General features: G+C 30.1%; 19 protein-coding genes and 3 other annotated features. Of the genes, 16 read left to right on the top strand and 3 right to left on the bottom strand.

The window, feature by feature from the left end:
- Nucleotides 1-291: 291 nt before the first annotated feature.
- The 9 genes from P3X86_RS11200 to P3X86_RS11240 all read left to right on the top strand — a co-directional run bounded on the left by P3X86_RS11200 (nt 292) and on the right by P3X86_RS11240 (nt 10,092).
- The gene (locus tag P3X86_RS11200) at nt 292-1,035 is read left to right on the top strand and encodes a zinc dependent phospholipase C family protein (protein WP_483292779.1); all 744 of its coding nucleotides are present in this window, start codon (nt 292-294) and stop codon (nt 1,033-1,035) included.
- A 101-nt stretch (nt 1,036-1,136) separates the two neighbouring features.
- The gene (locus P3X86_RS11205; protein ID WP_483292780.1) at nt 1,137-2,018 is read left to right on the top strand and encodes a GNAT family N-acetyltransferase; all 882 of its coding nucleotides are present in this window, start codon (nt 1,137-1,139) and stop codon (nt 2,016-2,018) included.
- Nucleotides 2,019-2,169: 151 nt separating this feature from the next.
- Nucleotides 2,170-3,000, top strand: a complete 831-nt coding sequence (locus P3X86_RS11210; RefSeq protein WP_483292781.1) for a DegV family protein — start codon at nt 2,170-2,172, stop codon at nt 2,998-3,000.
- Between the two features lie 337 nt (nt 3,001-3,337).
- Nucleotides 3,338-4,180, top strand: a complete 843-nt coding sequence (locus P3X86_RS11215; RefSeq protein WP_483292782.1) for a bifunctional 5,10-methylenetetrahydrofolate dehydrogenase/5,10-methenyltetrahydrofolate cyclohydrolase — start codon at nt 3,338-3,340, stop codon at nt 4,178-4,180.
- 13 nt (nt 4,181-4,193) lie between these two features.
- Entirely contained in the window at nt 4,194-4,730 is a 537-nt protein-coding gene (locus P3X86_RS11220; protein ID WP_483292783.1) for a DUF6199 family natural product biosynthesis protein, read from the top strand.
- A 42-nt stretch (nt 4,731-4,772) separates the two neighbouring features.
- Nucleotides 4,773-6,596, top strand: a complete 1,824-nt coding sequence (locus P3X86_RS11225) for a putative bifunctional diguanylate cyclase/phosphodiesterase (RefSeq protein ID WP_483292784.1) — start codon at nt 4,773-4,775, stop codon at nt 6,594-6,596.
- Nucleotides 6,597-6,648: 52 nt separating this feature from the next.
- Nucleotides 6,649-6,852: a binding site (T-box leader), on the top strand.
- 48 nt (nt 6,853-6,900) lie between these two features.
- Nucleotides 6,901-7,905: a tryptophan--tRNA ligase gene (trpS, locus tag P3X86_RS11230; protein ID WP_483292785.1), complete on the top strand. Its 1,005-nt coding sequence runs from the start codon at nt 6,901-6,903 to the stop codon at nt 7,903-7,905.
- A gap of 2 nt (nt 7,906-7,907) precedes the next feature.
- Nucleotides 7,908-8,113, top strand: a binding site (T-box leader).
- A gap of 51 nt (nt 8,114-8,164) precedes the next feature.
- Nucleotides 8,165-9,169 carry a tryptophan--tRNA ligase gene (trpS, locus tag P3X86_RS11235; protein WP_483292786.1) on the top strand — a complete coding sequence of 335 codons (1,005 nt, stop codon included), beginning with the start codon at nt 8,165-8,167 and terminating at the stop codon, nt 9,167-9,169.
- A gap of 95 nt (nt 9,170-9,264) precedes the next feature.
- Nucleotides 9,265-10,092, top strand: coding sequence for a DegV family protein (locus P3X86_RS11240; RefSeq protein WP_483292787.1), 828 nt, complete (start codon nt 9,265-9,267; stop codon nt 10,090-10,092).
- Nucleotides 10,093-10,200: 108 nt separating this feature from the next.
- Here P3X86_RS11240 and P3X86_RS11245 read toward each other — a convergent pair whose 3' ends face one another.
- Nucleotides 10,201-11,205 (bottom strand): ABC transporter substrate-binding protein, encoded by a 1,005-nt coding sequence (locus P3X86_RS11245; RefSeq protein ID WP_483293036.1) that lies wholly within the window; start codon nt 11,203-11,205, stop codon nt 10,201-10,203.
- Between the two features lie 549 nt (nt 11,206-11,754).
- On the opposite strand from P3X86_RS11245, the gene pgsA reads away from it, so the two are divergent.
- From pgsA to P3X86_RS11260, 3 genes are all read left to right on the top strand, one after another.
- On the top strand, nt 11,755-12,312 hold the full coding sequence (pgsA, locus tag P3X86_RS11250) for a CDP-diacylglycerol--glycerol-3-phosphate 3-phosphatidyltransferase (RefSeq protein ID WP_483292788.1): 558 nt from the start codon (nt 11,755-11,757) through the stop codon (nt 12,310-12,312).
- Nucleotides 12,313-12,346: 34 nt separating this feature from the next.
- Nucleotides 12,347-12,571: a binding site (T-box leader), on the top strand.
- Between the two features lie 48 nt (nt 12,572-12,619).
- Nucleotides 12,620-12,793, top strand: a complete 174-nt coding sequence (locus tag P3X86_RS11255) for a hypothetical protein (RefSeq protein ID WP_483292789.1) — start codon at nt 12,620-12,622, stop codon at nt 12,791-12,793.
- A 12-nt stretch (nt 12,794-12,805) separates the two neighbouring features.
- Entirely contained in the window at nt 12,806-15,463 is a 2,658-nt protein-coding gene (locus tag P3X86_RS11260) for a valine--tRNA ligase (RefSeq protein ID WP_483293037.1), read from the top strand.
- A 175-nt stretch (nt 15,464-15,638) separates the two neighbouring features.
- On the opposite strand, the gene P3X86_RS11265 is transcribed toward P3X86_RS11260, so the two are convergent.
- Nucleotides 15,639-16,325 carry a hypothetical protein gene (locus P3X86_RS11265; RefSeq protein ID WP_483292790.1) on the bottom strand — a complete coding sequence of 229 codons (687 nt, stop codon included), beginning with the start codon at nt 16,323-16,325 and terminating at the stop codon, nt 15,639-15,641.
- 238 nt (nt 16,326-16,563) lie between these two features.
- On the opposite strand from P3X86_RS11265, the gene P3X86_RS11270 reads away from it, so the two are divergent.
- Both P3X86_RS11270 and P3X86_RS11275 read left to right on the top strand, forming a co-directional pair.
- On the top strand, nt 16,564-17,862 hold the full coding sequence (locus P3X86_RS11270) for a bifunctional folylpolyglutamate synthase/dihydrofolate synthase (RefSeq protein WP_483292791.1): 1,299 nt from the start codon (nt 16,564-16,566) through the stop codon (nt 17,860-17,862).
- Nucleotides 17,863-17,940: 78 nt separating this feature from the next.
- A complete protein-coding gene (locus P3X86_RS11275; RefSeq protein WP_483292792.1) occupies nt 17,941-18,876 on the top strand; it encodes a YncE family protein in 936 nt (311 codons plus the stop codon).
- Nucleotides 18,877-18,929: 53 nt separating this feature from the next.
- Here the strand turns inward: P3X86_RS11275 and P3X86_RS11280 are convergent, their stop codons facing one another.
- On the bottom strand, nt 18,930-19,463 hold the full coding sequence (locus tag P3X86_RS11280; protein ID WP_483292793.1) for a DUF4364 family protein: 534 nt from the start codon (nt 19,461-19,463) through the stop codon (nt 18,930-18,932).
- 215 nt (nt 19,464-19,678) lie between these two features.
- On the opposite strand from P3X86_RS11280, the gene P3X86_RS11285 reads away from it, so the two are divergent.
- Both P3X86_RS11285 and P3X86_RS11290 read left to right on the top strand, forming a co-directional pair.
- Nucleotides 19,679-20,374, top strand: coding sequence for an epoxyqueuosine reductase (locus P3X86_RS11285; protein ID WP_483292794.1), 696 nt, complete (start codon nt 19,679-19,681; stop codon nt 20,372-20,374).
- A gap of 19 nt (nt 20,375-20,393) precedes the next feature.
- Nucleotides 20,394-21,542 carry a polysaccharide deacetylase family protein gene (locus P3X86_RS11290; RefSeq protein ID WP_483292795.1) on the top strand — a complete coding sequence of 383 codons (1,149 nt, stop codon included), beginning with the start codon at nt 20,394-20,396 and terminating at the stop codon, nt 21,540-21,542.
- The last annotated feature ends 8 nt before the right edge of the window (nt 21,543-21,550 follow it).

Raw genomic sequence — 21,550 nt, forward strand, 5'->3', positions numbered from 1 at the left:
TAAGTATGCAATAAATACAGATAATATTTTAGATTTGTTAGAGTATTTATCTGTTTAAATAAAAATAGTAGTTATACAATTGTACCATATAAATACATAGATATATTATTAATGCAATGGCATGCATAAATTACCATACAATTTAGTATTGTAATTCGTCAAAATTGAAAGTATAATATAAGTGGCTTCTAGGCTTTTTTATACAAGCTGATAAAAATTATTTTTAACAAATTTAAATAAAATGAATATTTATATATAGCAAGCAGGATTAGAAATGAAGGTGAAAGCTTAGTGAGAGCAGGAGTAAGTACTGTAGAAAAGTATTATGGATTAGCGTTTCGATCAGTATTAAAGTTTATTAATACAATAAAAAAAAGAGTCTACATTAATGATTGTAAAGTACACCAGTTTATAAATAATCAATCCTTACGGATTATATACGAAAATGGATGTTACGTAGAGCATGGACTATTAGAGTATTATATAAAAGACTTGAACAAAGGTGTAGTATGGGCTGATCAAGATTTTAAGAGTATAGGGCATTTTTATAACCCTCTTAAACAACGAGGGTTGTATGGACATTATAATGCTTTATCATTAGCACAAGATTATTATAAGCTTGCGATAAAAAGCTGGAAGAAATCACATTTTAATAAAGCAATGTTTTATTTAGGCGCTTGTGTACATTTAGTGCAAGATGTTACAATACCACAGCACGTAAATATAAGACTCCTAGATAAACATAGAAAATTCGAAACTTATGTTAAAAAAATCTACAAGGATGCAAAGGAATATAGAAATACAAATGATATAGTGCATAAGGACTCTATAGAAAGTTATGTGATATTTAATGCAAACAATGCTATAAATATTTATAATACTTATTGCGATATAAGCAATGATAGTCAAAAGTTCCATAGTATTTCATTAGAATCTATGGCGCTAGCACAGAAGACTACAGCAGGATGTTTGATGATGTTTCTTAACGATGTTAACTATAGTGAGAATATGAATAACATTAAAAATGCACACTAAATAGGCAAGGATGATTGTAAATATGCAATTATCCTTGTCTTTTTTTGTGGAAAAATATGATATAATACATATATTATGTTACGCATAAGGGGGTAAATTATATGGAAGTAATATATTTACAAGAAAATAGAGCTCAAGAATTCGCCAGATATTGCCAGAAATATGGAAGAGATCATGACGAATCATTCCTTCCAGATTCAAAATTTAAACCTAATAAAGACAATCCTACATATGTATTATTAGATGATAATGACAAAATAGTAGGGGCTGCATCCTTGATAATGGACGAAAAATATAGAGCTAAGGAAAAAGCTAGATTTAGTATATTTCACACAATATTAAACGATAAACACTATTACAAACTAATGCTAGACAGTATTTTGGAACATGTAGAAGGCATTAATTACATATATTTATTTGTTCCAGAAAATAAGAATGTTAGTAGAGATATTTTAACAAGTATAGGTTTTAATATAGAGAGGTTCTCATATTATATGGAGAGAGGTAATATAAACGTAGAAAGAACTGCGTTAGAAGATTCATATGAGTTAAAATCACTGAGAAAAGGACAAGACGAAAAAACATGGTGTGATATTTATAATGAATGTTTTAAAGAATCACAGGGACACGTGGATATAAGCATAGAGAGTATAAATAAAATGCTTAGTGAAGCTGAGCATATAGAAAATGGAATGAAGCTATTGTGGTATGAAGATAAAGCAATAGGCTCTATACGTATATCTAAAGATCAAGACGGAGACAAGAGTTTTGCTTTTATAAGTGATGTAGCTATAATCAAAGGATATAGAAGAAGAGGTTTAGGTAGGTATCTAATTAAAGAAGGAATTGAGTTTGGTAAAGCAAATGGACTTGGAAACAGTTCATTAGTAGTAAATGCTATCAACGAGAATGCTGCTCTTCTATATTGCAGTGAAGGTTTTAATAAAAAGCTAGCGATTGTATGTTATGGTATGAAAATATAATAATAATTTAATTTTATTTTTAAACCATTACTAATTAAAGTATTTATGATATCATATATATTAAGTATAAAATAAATTATTTAATTAAATAGAATATAAATAAGTTTAAATAGAGAGGAGGGTACCGTTAAAATATTTTTAACGGGTAACTATGTTTAAAATTATTTGTGATAGTTGTTGTGATTTGAATGAAAAATTAAAAAAATTATTAAATGTTTGTATAGTACCTTTAAATATACAAATTGGAAGTAAGCTATTAGGGGAAGATGGTCTAAATCCAAAAAAAGTCTTAGAAGAAATGAAGAAATGTTTGACATTACCAAAGACATCGAGCCCATCACCAGAAAGATTTATTAACGCATATAAAGGTCTAGAAAAAATATTTGTAGTAACAATATCATCAAAATTAAGCAGTACATATAATAGTGCATTATTAGCAAAGGATATATTTCTAGATGAGATAAGTAAAAAATTTATACATGTATTTGATAGCAAAAGTGCAGCTGTAGGGCAGACTTTAGTGAGTATGAAAATTTCAGAGTATATCCAACAAAACCTAACAGAAAACCTAATAGTGGATAAAGTAAATAAATATATTGATGAGATGAAAACATTTTTTGTGCTTGAATCATTAGATAACTTAATAAAATCAGGAAGAATTAGCAAATGGAAGGGTATAATAGCATCAACATTGTCTATAAAGCCTATAATGAAAGGTAATGATATTGGAGAAATAGAGCTAGTAAAAAAAGCTAGAGGAACTAAAAATGCGCTTAGTAAATTAATTGATATCATAGAAAAAGAGGGCATAAATATAGAGGAAAAGATTTTAGGAATAACACATTGTAATTGTTTAGAAAGAGCAATTAAATTTAAAGAGGATGTTATGAAAAGATTAAATTTCAAGGATATAGTAATAGTAGAAGCAGCGCCTATAAGTACTGTATATGCAAATGATGGAGGAATAGTAATAGCATTCTAATATAAAAATATTATTAATAAAAGCGATTTGTTTAAAGTTTATACCTTAAACAATCGCTTTTTGAATCTCTAGGATATCATCTTTATATAATCATATAGGGTTTATCCTATTTCTTAATAAAAAAGTGATTACCAATTAACATAAGTATACATTCTTAGTATTGCCTGCGATATGTTAATGTTTTTTCAATACAGTTATTCTTTAACATTGGTATATTTTATTATATAATGTATCTAGGTATATTTTAAGTATTATGTATTTAAAAAAGGGACTTTAGTATTAATCTGAACCAAAGAAATTTATTATAACATTACATATATTATTTGGAGGGGATAGCATGGAATTACTTTTAGGAAAACCAGTAGCTGATCATATAAGTGAGCAGTTAATTAAAGAAGTAGAAGGATTTAACAATAAACCAAAGCTCGCAATAGTTAGACTAGGAGAAAACCCTAATGATATGGCTTATGAAAGAGGTGCAAAATCAAGGTGTGAAAAGATTGGTATAGATGTAGATGTGCATGAATTTAGTAGTGATATCTCACAAGAAGAACTTATTGACATGCTAAGAGACTTAAATAATGATGAAAAAGTAAATGGTATACTTGTCTTTAGACCATTACCTAAACATATAGATGAAGATATAATAAAGCACGAAGTAAGATATGATAAGGATGTCGACTGCTTTAATCCAATTAACTTTGGTAAATTGTACGAAGGCGATAGTAAAGGATTTGTGCCTTGTACAGCAGTAGCAGTTATGGAGATATTAAAGTATTATGATATAGATGCTATGGGTAAAAATGTAGCAATAATAGGTGCATCAAATGTAATCGGAAAACCAGTATCTTTTTTATTATTAAACAAAAGAGCAACAATAACAGTTTGCCACAGTAAAACTAAGAATACGAGCCAGATAACAAGTAACTCTGATATTATAGTTTCAGCATGTGGTGTTGCTAAGATGGTTAATGAAAGCTATGTAAGCGAAGGTGCTATAGTTATAGATGTAGGTATAAATGTAGATGAGAACGGCAAACTTTGTGGGGATGTTGACTTTGAAAATGTAAAAGATATAGCATCAATGATTACACCAGTGCCTAGAGGAGTGGGCTCGGTTACTACTTCTATACTAGCTTCACATGTTGTAAAAGCATATAAAATGCACAATAATTGTTAAGAGGCATAAGTTAATGGATGATGATAATAGCAAGAACAACAAAAGAGTACTCATTTTCATAGCGATATTAATACCTATATTGATTTTAAGAAAGTGTTGTGCTAGTGAAGAAGTATTATTTCCTAAGAAAGTAGATTATGATCAAGCAAGTTACTACATATTTGATAGTCATGGAAATATAGCAACATATTTATCAGAAAATAAGCTTATTAAAGTAGAATATATAAATAACGATAGATATAAGGTTATAATTAAGGGTGAAGATGATATTATTTGTGCCAGACACAGTGGATTTAGAGTAGGTATGGTTAAAGATAAATTTATCGATCTCATATTTGATGAAAAAGAGTCTAAATCTATTAAATATATATTATTAGCTATTTTTTGTTTTATAATGGGGATATTGCTAGTGACGTGTACAGAAACCATGATTTATTTGTCTAGAGGATGGATGTATAAAGATGCTGAACCAAGCGACGAGTATATAGCATTTAACAAAGGTTTTGGATGGATACTTATGATAGGTTGTGCAATCTATTTTGTTATATAATTATGTCAGTAAAGAGTATATCTTTTCTAGTGGGGGAGTGAAATGAAGGAAAATACAAAAGCATTAAAAAATCTGCAAAAACTAGACTTCATATCAAAATCTATTCAATTGTTGATTAGAGAAGATACTATGGATATAGTAGAAAACTGTGAAATGCTAGAGGAGACAAGCATTTTAGAGTTACTAAAAGTACAAAGCTCATTAGTAGATAAGATATTAAACAGCGTTGCAGAAGGTATAATTATAACTGATAAAAACGGAATCATATTATGGGGGAACGATGCTTTTACTGATATAACAGGCTATACAATAGATGAAGCAATAGGTAAGAAAACATCGTTACTAAAATCAGATAGACATGATTATAAATTTTATAAAGATATGTGGGAATCACTTATCAGCAAAGGTCATTGGCAAGGTGAAATATGGAATAGAAGAAAAAGTGGAGAAGCATATTTAGAAATGTTGACTATAAAATCCATCAAAAGCCAAGATAATATTAACTACATATCTATATTCACTGACATGACTGATACTAAAACAAAAAATTCAAGTATAAATCACAATATAAACTACGATCCTTTAACAGGATTACCAAATAGACTTCTCTTAAATGAAAAACTAAAGATAGCGCTAGAATATGCTAATACACATAGTATAAAAATATCAGTACTATTCTTAAATCTGGATGATTTTAAAAAAGTTAATGATGGTCTAGGATTTGAAATAGGAGATATGCTGTTAAAAGAAGTGTCTGATAAAATTAAAAGCACCTTAAACTCTACAGATATAGTGGCTAGGATAGGTGCTGATGAATTTTTGATTGTGAACTATGGCATAAGAACAACAGATGAATTAAATAGAGTTATAAATAGCGTATTAAAGATATTTAATGATAAATTCGTAATTAAAGGTAATGATATATATATAACAGCTAGCATAGGTGCAAGTGTTTATCCTCAAGATGGAGTACAAGGAGCTACGTTAATAAAACGATCAAATTTGGCAATGTACCGCTCTAAAAAACAAGTTGGAAATACCTATGAAATTTACGGAGATTTAAATGTTACAAATGATACTATATTAAACAAAATAAAGCTTGAAAATGATTTGAGAGAGGCTCTAGAAAGAGAAGAGTTAGAGATATATTATCAGCCTAAAATCGATATATCAACAATGAAAATTAAAGGACTTGAGGCTCTTATTAGATGGAATCATCCTATAAAAGGTTTTATAAGCCCGAATAAATTTATTTCTATGGCTGAAAAAAATGGTCTTATAGAGCCTATAGGTGATTGGGTACTAAAAAAATCATGTGAGCAAAGTATTATATGGCAACAAAAAGGTTATGAACCTTTGGTGATGTCAGTTAATATATCAGCTATGCAATTTAGGTCAAGACACATAGTAAATGCTGTTAAAGGAGTTATTCATCGAACAGGAATAAGACCAGAACTACTTGAACTAGAGATAACAGAAACAATTGCTATGGAATCTGTAGAGTATACTTATGAAATAATGAGAGAGTTAAAAGAAATAGGAGTTACATTTTCACTAGACGATTTTGGAACGGGGTATTCTTCGCTATTTTATTTAAAAGAGTTCCCTTATGATACGGTTAAGATAGATAAATCATTTGTTGATGACATAACAAAAACTGAAAATGATCTAAAGCTTGTCAAAAGTATAATATCAATGGCACATAGTCTAAACCTGAGAGTAGTTGCAGAAGGGGCGGAGACTAAAGAACAAGTTGTAGCTTTAAGTGAGATAAATTGTGATCAGATACAAGGATACTATTTTTATCCTCCATTAAAAGCAAATGATGTAGAAAATATTTTATATAATGGGACTACAATAAATTAGATAAAAAGATTGATATTATTTTAAGATTATGTGATAATAGTATAAATGAACATAAAAAGCTATGACTAAGAGTAGTAGATGTTATGAAGTTAAATAGCGAATCGAGGATGGTGGAAGCTCGAAATTACGGATGGCATTGAATGGACTTAGGAGTTTGAGTCTGAAATAACAGTAGGACTTGACGGTACTTGCCGTTATAAGTAAGTGGGTATATCCAAGTTGAGTGGTACCGCGGAAGTAAACTTTCGTCTCATTATAGACGGCAGTTTTTTTTATACAAAAATATGAATAAGGAGGTTATTAAATGGATGAAAGAAAGATTATATTTAGTGGGATTCAACCATCAGGTGAGATGACAATAGGAAATTACTTAGGGGCAATGAGAAATTGGGTTAAATTACAAGAAGAATACAATGCGTATTACTGTATTGTTGACATGCATGCGATAACCGTTCCAAAAGAACCTGCATATCTTAGGAAGAAATCTATAGAACTACTAGCAACGTATCTAGCATGTGGAATAGATCCAGAGATAAATACACTGTTCATACAATCACATGTGAGTGCACATGCAGAGTTGGCATGGGTGTTAAGTTGTATGGCGTACATGGGTGAACTTAATAGAATGACACAGTTCAAAGACAAATCAAAGAAAAATGAAACAAGTATAAGTTCAGGGCTGTTCACATATCCAGTGTTAATGGCAGCGGATATATTATTATACCAAACAGATTTAGTACCAGTAGGAGATGACCAAAAACAGCATTTAGAGTTAGCAAGAGACATAGCAAGTAGATTTAACAACAAATATAGCGAAACATTCAAAGTTCCTGATCCATATATACCAAAAGTAGGAGCGAGAATAATGAGCTTGCAAGAACCCGGTAGTAAGATGTCAAAATCAGATGAAAATGAAAATTCATATATCTTGATGCTAGATAAACCAGACGTAATAAAAAGAAAGATAAAAAGAGCAGTAACAGATTCTCTAGGAACTGTAAAATACAGTGATGAACAACTAGGGATTAAAAACCTCATGACTATATACTCATCATTTTCAGGAGAAAACATTGAGAGTATAGAGCAAAAATATGAAGGTAGTGGATATGGTCAGTTTAAGAATGATTTAACAGAGGTAATAGTAGAAGGGTTAAGACCAATTAGAGAGAAATTTGATAATCTAATGAAAAATAAAGATTATCTAGAGAATATTTATATGTTAGGAGCAAATAAAGCAGAAGCAGTTGCTAGAAAGACGCTAAGAAAAGTATATAAAAAAGTTGGTTTTATTCCTAGAAAATTTAAATAAAAAATAAAGCGATAATTAAGAGTAGTAGATGTCAAGAAGTAATAATAGCGAATCGAGGATGGTGGAAGCTCGAAATTACGGATGGCATTGAATGGACTTAGGAGTTTGAGTCTGAAATAACAGTAGGACTTGACGGTACTTGCCGTTATAAGTAAGTGGTTATGTCCAAGGTGAGTGGCATTAGCGAAATCAAACTTTCGTCTCATATGTAGATGGAAGTTTTTTTATTATACAAAAATAGGAACAAGGAGGTTATTAAATGGATGATAGAAAGACTATATTTAGTGGTATAAAGCCATCAGGAGAGATGACAATAGGAAATTACTTAGGGGCAATGAGAAATTGGGTTAAATTACAAGAAGAATACAATGCGTATTACTGTATTGTTGACATGCATGCGATAACCGTTCCAAAAGAACCTGCATATCTTAGGAAGAAATCTATAGAACTACTAGCAACGTATCTAGCATGTGGAATAGATCCAGAGATAAATACACTGTTCATACAATCACATGTGAGTGCACATGCAGAGTTGGCATGGGTGTTAAGTTGTATGGCGTACATGGGTGAACTTAATAGAATGACACAGTTCAAAGACAAATCAAAGAAAAATGAAACAAGTATAAGTTCAGGGCTGTTCACATATCCAGTGTTAATGGCAGCGGATATATTATTATACCAAACAGATTTAGTACCAGTAGGAGATGACCAAAAACAGCATTTAGAGTTAGCAAGAGACATAGCAAGTAGATTTAACAACAAATATAGCGAAACATTCAAAGTTCCTGATCCATATATACCAAAAGTAGGAGCGAGAATAATGAGCTTGCAAGAACCAGGTAGTAAGATGTCAAAATCAGATGAAAATGAAGATTCATATATCTTGATGCTAGATAAACCAGACGTAATAAAAAGAAAGATAAAAAGAGCAATAACAGATTCTCTAGGAACTGTAAAATACAGTGATGAACAACTAGGGATTAAAAACCTCATGACTATATACTCATCATTTTCAGGAGAAAACATTGAGAGTATAGAGCAAAAATATGAAGGTAGTGGATATGGCCAGTTTAAGAATGATTTAACAGAGGTAATAGTAGAAGGGTTAAGACCAATTAGAGAGAAATTTGATGATCTAATGAAAAATAAAGATTATCTAGAGAATATTTATATGTTAGGAGCAAATAAAGCAGAAGCAGTTGCTAGAAAGACGCTAAGAAAAGTATATAAAAAAGTTGGTTTTATTCCTAGAAAATTTAAATAAATATATATTAAAGGTTGGAGTTGGAAGTTTTTTCATGAAAATAAAACTTGAAACTTGGTATTAGTATCTGGTACTATATAATAGAGGTGATAATCGTGGCAAAGATTAAAATAATAACAGATTCATCAGCGTATATAAAAGAGGATATAGTAAGAGCAAGAGGAATTGATGTAATGAAATTGAACTACGAAATGGATGGTGTTCATTACAAGGAAGGGTTTCCAGGGTCATTTAATGATTTTTTTGATAAGCTTAGAAATAGCGATAGTTTTCCAAAGACATCACAACCATCAGCTGGAGATTTTATGGAAATGTTTAAGAAGGCGTTAGATGAAGACCAAGAAGTAGTAGCCATATTACTATCTAGTGGGGTAAGTGGAACGTATAACAGTGCTGTACTGGCTGTACAAATGTTACAGACAGATAAAATTACTGTAATCGATTCATTATGTACTGCAGCACATTTAAAAAATATGGTTTTACTAGCTTGTAATTTATCGGAGAGCGGACGTAGCAGAGCTGAGATAGAAGAAGAAGTATTAATGTATAGGGATAGAATAGGTATAAATTTCACAGTAGGAACTTTAGAGTATCTTCAAAAAGGTGGAAGACTATCAATAACGAAAGCTAAGATTGGGAATATCCTAAACTTAAAACCTGTATTAAAGATGAATGAAGGAAGGCTAGAGTTGGATAAGACGGTAAGAGGTAAAAAAAGAGCATTAAATTATATGATTGACACCATACCTCATGATGTTAAAAAGGTAAGTATTATGCATGTAATGAACGAAGGTGAAGTTACAAAGTATGCAGAGTTAGTAAAAGAGAAATTTCCAAATGTAGAGATAGAAATAGAAGAATTAGGACCTATTGTTGGAGCACATATAGGCCCGAATAGTTTTGGATTTGGATATAAATATTAGAATTGAAGAAGATGTTGTTTTACATGGATTAATAAATAATAATAATAATTAGAGCTTAATAGTGTAAAGTTTTTAAACTCACAGAAAAGGCTACTTGCCTCCTGTGAGTTATTTTATTACTATAATATTTTTTACTGCATTTTCTGCAAATTCAGTTGTAACTATTTTTTCATATGGTGCTCTTTTTTCTAGCTCACCTGCAAGCTCTATGATATCCATCATATGATTTAAGACTTCTTTAGTCAATATAGGATTAGGCTTCCAGGTATCCTGATCCTTGTATCTTTTTATTAACTTTACTAGTACTTCTTTATCTGTTTCTGGAAATTGATTAGCAATTTGTTCTGCTATTTCTTCATTAGTATGACTTTCAGTCCATAGCATTCCCTTATAGATAGCATTTGTAAAGCTTTGTATAATTTCTGGATTTTCATTTATATAACTCTTAGTAGCACAGTAGCAAGTATAAGGTATATATCCAGCTTCCTCACCAATAGAGGCTACTATATAGCCTTTGTTCTCCATTTGAAGTGTTGTAGCAACAGGTTCAAACAATGTTACATAGTCACCTTCACCTGCTGTAAAAGCACCAGCCATCATGCTAAACTGTATGTCACATCTAAGAGTTATATCATCTGATATATTTATGTTATGTTTTTTTAGTACGTATTCTAGCGTCATCTCTGGCATACCACCTTTGCGTCCACCTATGATAGTTTTACCCTTTAGCTTTGCAAAAGTAAAAGTCTCGTCTTTTTCCTTCCCTACCAAAAAAGATCCATCTTTTTGGGTTAGCTGTGCAAAATTTACTGCATAATCTTTCTTGCCTTGATTATATACGTATACAGATGCTTCAGGTCCCATAAAACCTATGTCAGCTTGACCACTGAGTAAAGCGGTCATGGTTTTATCTGCACCTTTTCCATTTGATAGCTTTATTTCTAGACCTTCTTCTTTGAAAAAACCTTGAGTCATAGCAATATATTGTGGGGCATAAAAAACCGAGTGAGTTACTTCTGTCAATCTAACAGTGGTAGTATTATTGGTAGAGCAACCTAATAACACAATAGGTAATATGATAATTATGAGTATTGTAGCTGTAAATTTATACATCAAATATAAACCTCCTTACGATTATATGATAGATATAGATTTTCTAAACAAAGTTTAAAAAGCAGTATTAAAAGTGAGATGGAAGAATATATGTAACTAGGAGAAAAGCTCCTAGTATTAAAATCATAATCTAAAAAAATTGTCTTGTTCAATGGTATATAGCTAATAAATATCTTATCTGGGGATGAAATATTTATTAGTTTTAAATCATTTCCTTTAGGTTCATCACATCCAATTATAATTAGGCTAATTATAATTACCATTATAATTATAAGATAAGTAAATCTGTGTTTATGCATGATCAGACCTCCTTATTTAGTTATGATTATGATATTCAAATAAAAAACGTTTGTTACAGCACTTTGCTAAAATAGTTAAATTTTAGTTGAAATTTAAATTAATTTGTTTTAAAATTTAAATAAGGTTATACTATAAATAAAATGATATATAGCAACTTTGAAGTTGAATATATAAACCAAATGTTATAAAATATACATATGTTGAAAAATTGATTTAGTGGTTCATCACTAGGTTATTATGAGGTGAAAGATGAATATACCAAACATTCTTACAACTATAAGATTTGCGTTAGTACCTGTTTATGTTTTAGTATTTTTTTCTAATGCAAAGTATAGCGTGCTATATGCTACATGTATTTTTATCATCGCAGGGATTACCGACGTATTGGATGGATATATTGCTAGAAAATATAACATGATAACAAAATGGGGAATAATATTAGACCCTTTAGCAGATAAGACAATGCTGGTGACAGTGATACTCTGTTTATACCTAAAAGAATATTTACCAATATGGGTATTGTTATTTATAGTTATTAAAGAGTTAGCAATGGTATTTGGAGGAGCTTTATTGTTTTGGCGTATGGATAAGACAGTAGTAGCTGCAAATAAATATGGTAAAATATCAACATTGATGTTTTACATAGCTATATTTATAGTAGCACTTAATATAAACACTATATTAAATTATGTTATAATCTCAGTAGCAATATTAACAGCTATGTTGGCTTTCTCAAAATACTTGATTAGATTTAAGGATATTAAACATAACAAACATAACAAAGAATTAGATATTGACAAATCATGATAATTATATGATAATGTTAATAATTAAAAGTTAATAAATGGCTATGAAGGAGAAGAGTAAACAAAATAACCTTTCAGAGAGTAATGTTCATTGGCTGAGAAACATTATAGTAGAATTTTGTTGAAGGTAGCTCTAGAGCTTTTGAAGTGAAATAGTAGTAACTTCAGACGGTTATAACCGTTATATTATTATTGAGAGTCATAATTATTTTGTATTATGAAATTAAGGTGGTACCGCGAATATAGTCTTCGTCCTTACTTAGGGATGAAGGCTTTTTTTAATACAAATACAAAGGAGTTGTAAAATAATGTACAAATTAAGTATATTACTTCTAGTACTTAGCGGAGTAGTCGTCTTTGGGGCTGATAGACTATATCATAAAGGAAAAATAAAAAATTTAAAACAACTATTAATTATAAAAAGTAGTGGATTATTAGCTACTATAATAGCTGTAATATTGTTAATATATTTTAAACAATAAATTATAGGAGGAATAAAGATGAAAGAAAATTTAGCAAAAAAATATAATCCAAAAGAGTTCGAAGATAGATTGTACAAATATTGGATGGAATCGGGAAATTTCAAGGCAGAAGTAAATAAAGATAAAGAACCATTTACTATAATGATGCCACCTCCAAATGTAACAGGGATATTGCATATGGGTCATGCGTTAAACAACTCTATACAAGATGCACTTATAAGATACAAAAGAATGCAAGGGTTTGAAGCACTGTGGCTACCAGGGACAGATCATGCATCTATATCAACAGAATCCAAAGTAGTAGCTAAAATAAAAAGTGAAGGATCATCAAAAGAAGAACTAGGAAGAGAGAAATTCCTAGAGAAGTCTTGGGAGTGGACAGAAAAATATGGAGGAAACATAAAGAAACAGCTTAAAAAACTAGGAGTTTCCTGTGATTGGTCAAAGGATAGGTTTACATTAGATGAGGGATTAAGCAATGCTGTAGAAGAAGTTTTCATTAGATTATATGAAAAAGGATTAATATACAGAGGTAATAGGATAATAAACTGGTGTCCAGAGTGTAAAACAGCTATCTCAGATGCAGAAGTAGACCATAAGGATGAAAATGGAAAGCTATGGCATATCAAGTACCCAGTAAAAGGAGAAGATATTGGGTTAACAATTGCTACAACTAGACCAGAGACAATGCTTGGTGATGTTGCAGTAGCTGTGCATCCAGAAGATGAAAGATATAAAAATTTGATAGGTAAGACATTAATACTTCCACTTGTTAATAGAGAAATTCCAATAATCGCAGATGATTATGTTGAAAAAGAGTTTGGTAGTGGGGCTGTTAAAATAACACCTGCTCATGACCCTAATGACTATGAAATAGGATTAAGACATAATCTTGAGCAAATCATAATAATGAATGAAGATGCAACCATAAATGAAAAAGGTGGAAGATATGCGGGATTAGATAGATATACTGCTAGAAAACAGATAGTTAGTGATTTAGAGGCGGAAGGCTTACTTGTAAATATAGAAGAGCATGCTCATAATGTTGGACATTGTGAGAGATGCAAGGCTACTATTGAACCATCATTATCAAAGCAATGGTTTGTTAAAATGAAGCCTTTAGCAGAGCCAGCGATAGAGGCTGTAAAAAGTGGAAAAATAAAGTTTATACCAGAGAGATTTAAGAAGATATATATGAATTGGTTAGAAAATATTCGAGATTGGTGTATATCGAGACAGCTATGGTGGGGTCATAGATTGCCAGTTTATTATTGTGATGATTGTGGAGAAGTTATAGTTTCTAGAGATGCTCAAAGTGTATGTACTAAATGTAGTAGTAAAAACATCCGTCAAGATTCAGATACATTAGATACATGGTTTTCTTCTGCTCTATGGCCGTTTTCAACATTAGGGTGGCCTGAAAATACAGAAGAACTAAAATATTTCTTCCCAACAGATGTACTAGTAACAGGTTATGATATAATATTTTTCTGGGTTGTAAGAATGGTATTTTCTTCAATAGAAAATATGGGAGAAGTACCTTTTGATAAAGTAATGCTCACAGGCTTAGTAAGAGATGCTCAAGGAAGAAAAATGAGTAAATCATTAGGTAATGGAATAGACCCATTAGAGATAATAGATCAGTATGGAGCCGATGCGCTTAGATTTTCATTGGTGACAGGAAATTCACCTGGAAATGATATGAAATTCAACATCGAGAGAGTAGAGTCAAGTAGGAACTTTGCTAATAAGCTCTGGAATGCTTCAAGATTTGTAATGATGAATTTGGGAGACTATACATTAGATAGAGCTAAGGGTAAAAAATATGAACTTAAGCCAGAAGATAAATGGATACTATCTAGAGTTAATACAGCAGCTAAAGAGATATCATACAATATAGACAAATATGAACTAGGAATGGCAGCACATAAGATATATGATTTTATTTGGAATGAATATTGTGATTGGTATATAGAGATTGTTAAACCAAGGTTATATGGAGATAACGAAGAAGATAAAGAGACTGTTAAGTTCGTATTATTATCAGTATTAGTAGATATATTGAAGCTATTACATCCATTTATGCCATTTATCACAGAAGAGATATTCCAGCATATTGGAGGGACTAACGAAGATCTTATGGTTAGTGAGTGGCCTAGATATGATGCAAACAGAGAATATAAAGAAGACGAAAAAATTCTTCAGTTCGTTATGGAGGCTATTAAAAATATAAGAAACATAAGAGCAGAAATGAATGTTGTGAACTCTAAAAAATGTAATATAGTATTTGTAACTCAATCAGACGAAAGAAAAGAAATGCTAAAGAAAGCTAAAGAATATTTTATAACTCTTGCATCAGCATCAGATATAAGCATATTGGGTAGTAAAGACGAATTTAAAGAAGATGCTATGTCCACAGTAGTAGATGATTGTGAGATATTCTTGCCAATGAATGAACTAGTAGATATGGAAAAAGAGATTGAGCGTTTGCAAAAAGAGAAGAAAAGGTTAGAGGGAGAACTAAAAAGAGTAAAGGGAAAACTTTCAAACGAAGGATTCTTAAAGAAAGCACCACCTCACTTAGTAGAAGAAGAAAAACAAAAACAAAATAAGTATCAGACTATGATGGATAAAGTAGAAGAAAGATTAGCAGGGATGCTTAATAAATAGAATGTTATCATCAATCTAAACAAAGGGCTATAAGATTAAATTCTTAAGCCCTTTATTTAAATCACAAACTTGTCCAATATTTATTAATAGCTAATGACTTGTTGGGAAACTTCGAATTATTTGTACTATTTCATCTACAGCTATAGGTAGCACGAATACTGAAAATAGTGCTATGTTATATAGTTTTTTTAATGAAGTTTTCATTATTTACCACCTCCTCATTAAACTTTTTAAGATTATCTTGTAAGTATTTAATATCACTCTTATTATTAGTTAGTATTGCAAAAACTTCAAATTCTTTTTTTAATTTATTAGCTTTAGTAGCCTCTCCCAGATAAAGCAAACACATTATCTTTATCATTATAACCAAAGAAAAATTAATCCCAAAAGATCTATTCTTCTGAGCTATAGTTATTGTTTTTTCACAATATATTAAGGCTTCTTTGTAACTTTTAAATTCATAAAAACCATTTGCAAAATTACAAAGTATCTTAATCATTAAGTCATCATTATCTAAAATATGTAAACTCGTATTAAGAGACTTCATATATTTGAAAAAACCTCTACGGTCTTTTGCTTCTATATAGAAGCACATTAGTGAATTGATAATTCTAAAGTGAATATCATTTTCAATATTCTTAGGTTTAATTTTTTCTAAAAGCTGAATAGCTGTTTTTTGATTTTTACACGAAAAAAACTCTGCTAAGGATTTTACCCATTCATGAAATAGTTGGTCGCCACTGTCGTTTCGCTCCATTATCTTAGAAGATAATAGAAAAGCCTCTTCATATCTAAAATGATGAATATATTTGAATATTTCTTGTATATTTAGTATGGTTTTGTCGTTAATAGTAGGCTCCAAAATTGTCACTCCTTACAAATATATTTAAATTATTTCAATAATACCATAAAATAGAAAATAGTTCAATCTCGAAAAATGCCATTTTTTTGCAGGAAACTTTTTCAAGTATTACAAATACTGTATTTGAATTAAAAAAATATTTTTTATTAATATTTACCTAAATATTTAATGAACTTTAATAAAAAAATGTTATAATAAAAGTTAAGTGTTTTGATAATAGTAAACGGAGTGATAAAAAATGAACTATAAAGAAGCATTAAAATATATACATGGAAGTAAAAAATTTGGAAGTAAGTTAGGGCTAGAAAACATTACTAAATTACTAGAATTGTTAGGAAATCCACAAGATGAGCTTAAAATAATCCATATAGCTGGAACTAACGGCAAAGGTTCTACTGCCTCTTATATAATGAATATATTAAAAGAAGAAGGTTATAGAGTAGGATTTTTTACATCACCGTACCTAGAAACATTTACAGAGAGAATAAGAATAAATGAAAAACACATACCAGAAAATAGACTAGGTAAAATTACTCAGAGAGTTAAATTAGCTATTCAAGATATGATAGAAAGAGGCTACAATCATCCTACAGAATTCGAGATAGTAACAACTATAGGGATGGTGTATTTTGCTGAGGAGAAAGTGGATTTTTTAGTCCTAGAAGTAGGACTAGGAGGTAGGTTCGACGCTACAAACGTAGTAAAAAATACAATAGCCTCAGTGATAACATCCATATCTTATGATCATGTTGATATATTAGGAGACACTTTATATAAAATAGCTAAAGAAAAAGCAGGGATAATAAAAGATAATGGCATAGTGTTTTCTTATCCACAGCAAGAAGAAGCAAAAGAATCAATAATTGAGGTAGTCAAAGATAAAAATGCTGATTACTATGATTTTGCCTATAACAATATAACCATAATAGATATAGCTAAAGATGGTAGTATATTTGATTTTAACTATAAAGATATAAAATACGATAATATCAAGATACAACTATTAGGAGAGCACCAGATTTATAATGCTGCGTTAGCAATATTATTGTTGGAAAAATTAAAACAAAAAGGTGTAATAGAGATATCAACAAAAGCTATAAAAGAAGGATTAAAAAACACTAGATGGGCGGGAAGATTAGAAACAATATCTCATAATCCTAACTTTATAATAGATGGGGCACATAATCTAGATGCAGCAATAGAACTTAGAAAAGCAGTACAAACATTGTATAAAGGCAAAAAAATAATACTAGGGATAGGTATGCTAGCAGATAAAGATGTAGAAAATTGTATAGAACAATTAGTACCACTAGCAGACGAAGTAATAGTTACAGAGGCGACGCTTCCACGAGCTATGAAAGCTACAGAGCTTGCACAAAAAATAAAAAAGTACAATAAAATAACTCATGTACATTCAAAAATTAGTGATGCTGTACATAAAGCATTGGATATTGCTTGTGAAGATGATTTGATTATATTTTCTGGATCTTTATACATCATAGGAGATGTCAGAAGAATAGTAAAGAGAGTAGATTAGATAGTTAATTACTTTCACAAAAAAAAACACACCGCATAAACTGTTATATAAACCAAAAGTCTTTATGGGGTGAGTTGTGTGATTTTTGAATCAAAAAAACTATTGATAGCAAACACAGCAGAGGATTCAATATCTATTATTTCCTTTGATGATGAGAATTTTAACGTGCGTACTAAATCCTTATATGATATGCATTTTAATAATAGAACGTTAAAATGTATTAATAGAGTAGAAAAAGTAGGGATTCATCAATTATATAGAGACAAAACGACTGATTTAATTTATACAGTTAATTCGTATGATAATAGCATTTTTAAAATCGATATAAAGGAAAATAATATATTATCCCATACTTATGTTGGAAAATGCCCAACACATTTAGCAATGTTTGAAGATAGGATATTTGTATCAAATAGTGACTCAAATTCAGTATCGGTCGTGGATAAAGAATCTTTTGAATTAATAGAGAATATTTCAGTGGGGGAGAAACCACATGGAATAGTATTAGATAATGTAAATAAAAAAATATTTGTAGCCAATAGTAGTGGATATAGCATGGATATAATAGATTTATATGATTATAGTATAGAAAGGGTACCACTATCGTATAATCCACTTCATTTTTATATGTTTAAAGAAAATTTATACATCATAGCGGGGATGTCAAATGGCATGTTAAGTAGTCATATTATGATATATAACTTAATAAAAAAAGATATAATAAAAGAAGTTAAAGTTTGCAATATGATACACAACATCTGTTGTACTTCAGAGAACTCTATATTCACACCTAATGTAAGTGATGGCTACTTATATAAAATAGAATTTGGAGAAATTGATTATACAAAAAGATACCATGTTGGAGGAATGCCTTGTAATTTGGTAAACATAGATAACTATATATATATTAACGATATACTCAATAATATTATCATCGTTTTTAATCATAAAAATGGAAAAATAAAAACTAGGATTAAAGTTGGAAAAGAGCCTAGTGGAATGTTAATTGTTTAAATTATAGAGGAGATGTTTACATGAGACATCCCCTTTTATATTACATAAAAAGACTAATTATTAGAAATCAATTGATTAATAATATTTTTGTATATTAAATCAGGGTTCTTTTTCCAATTTTTACAGATGAGTTTAGCTTGTTTACTAGATACAACATTCAAAGATATGTTAAAAATTGTAATATCATTTTCCTTAACAGACAGTTCTACAATATATTCAGAATCATTCTTTTTATAAAAATCTCCAATGATTTGCTTTTCCTTAATTTTTTGTATATTGTTTTCCTTTACTTTTAGGTCTATTTCGTCTTTTATAGCTTGAGGAATATTATTGCTAAAGTACCTTAGCGTTTTATTTCCAAGCTCAGTTAATTTGTAGTATTTCATGTCGTTAACATCATTCTCCACTACAAAATTTGATGCGATTAATTCACCGAGATATTGTTGCAGTAGAAAATAATTCATATAGTTTGATTCTAGTACAAATTGAGTAATTTCAATATTTGTTATATCAAAATCTGTAGCACTAATAATATATATTAAGACTAATTTGTGTTGAGCTAATTCCTGAGAATTTTTGGCAAACACTTAATCACCTCTTACTTTTAATAATACGTAAATTATAACATATAAAAGTAATATATGCATGTATCTTTTTCAAAAGAAAATAATAAACACATACAAAATATAATAAAAATATAACAGTTATTAAGATTATTAAGAATTGATTAAATCTGTTTACAAAATCATAAATGGATTATAAAATTAAGAAAGAGTACAAAATATATAATAAGGGTGATTCTGTGAGTAGTGATATTAAAGAAAAATTGTCTGAAAAATCGTATCAAATGGGCGCATCTAAAGTAGGGATAGCAGACCTAAGAGGTATAGTAACAGGTGATTTAGAAAACCTGACTACAGGTATTTCTATAATGGTTAGATTATCCGATGCGATTATGGACAAAGTGACAAAAAAACCTACTAAAACATACTTTCATCACTATAGAACAGTAAATTTTCTTATTGATCAAATAACATTAGCACTCACCACTATGATACAAAATGAAGGCTATTATGCTTTAGCAATTCCAGCATCACAAACAGTGAAAACTGAAGACGATCCATATACAGGACTTTTTCAGCATAGAACAGTAGCAGTAAGAGCTGGGTTAGGATGGATTGGTAAGAATGCATGTCTAATAACAGATGAATATGGTCCTAGAGTAAGATTAGGAACCGTACTAACTGATATGCAGATAGATTACGATGAACCTATTTCAAAGTCTAAATGTGGGCAGTGTAATATTTGCGTGATAAATTGTCCAGCTATAGCTTTGAAAGGGAACCTATGGCATGTGGGCATACCGAGAGAAGATTTAGTAGACGTTATCGCATGTAGTAACCATATGAGCGAGCATTACAAAGATATTGGAAGAGGATCAGTTTGTGGAGTATGTGTATCAAGTTGTCCAAAAGGAAGTAAGAGAATAAAAAGATAAGGGAAAGAAGGTAAAATTCATGGCGATAAAAAAATTAGCATTATATACAGTAATGGCAACTACAATATTACTTGCAGCATGCTCAAATGATGAAATAGCTAAAAATGACAACAAAAATGATGTAAAGGTAAAACAGGAACAAGAGCAACAGGACAAAGAGGCAGTAAAGCAAGAAAAGCAATCTAAACAGGGTGAAGAAAATATATCTTCTGAAAAAAATAACGAAGCAAAGAAGGATGAAAGCGATATAGACTTAACACTAAAGCCAAACGAATCAGGTGAGATTATGGTGTTAATGTATCATAGTATAACAACAGGCAAAGAATCAGAATGGGCTAGGACAACAGAGAATTTTAAGAAAGATTTAAAAGTACTGTATGAGAAAGGATATAGACCTATCTCACTTACAGACTTTGTTAACAACAATATAACTACACCAGCAGGTTATACACCAGTCGTGTTAACATTTGACGATGGTTTGCAAAACAATCTCAATATTATTGAAAAAGACGGTAAAAAAACAGTAGATCCAAATTGTGCAGTAGGTATATTAGAAGTATTTAACAAAGAACACCCAGATTTTCCGTTAGAAGCAACGTTTTTTGTTTACGGATCTAATCCTTTTAGACAAAAAGATTTAGTAAAATATAAGCTAAATTATATAGTGAATAAGGGCATGGATATAGGAAATCATACAGTATCACATAATGATATGTCAAAGAAGTCAAATCAAAATGTAAAAGCTATACAAGAATACATTGGTAAAGAGGCACAATTCTTAGAAAGTATGATAGATTCTGATTATAAAATAAACACATATGCTTTATGTAATGGTGCAAGACCAATGAAAGATTTACAGCCTTTATTAGAGAAAGGAAGTTATAAAGGATTTGAGTACCATAATATAGCAATATTAAACGTTGGAGCTCGTCCATCAGTTTCACCAATAGATAAGAACTTCAATCCAATGTCTATAAAAAGAGTAAGAGCAAGTGAGACTAACGTTGGAAGATTTGGTTTATATGCATACCTAGAAATGTTTGATAAATATCCACAAAAAAGATTTATAAGCGATGGAATAGCAGATATTGTTACAGTAAATAAGAAGAATGAAAATAAGATAGACAAACAAAAAATAGGAGATAAAAAGCTATATATATATGAATAACAGTTAAA

Source organism: Abyssisolibacter sp. ZYX002, assembly GCF_056892235.1.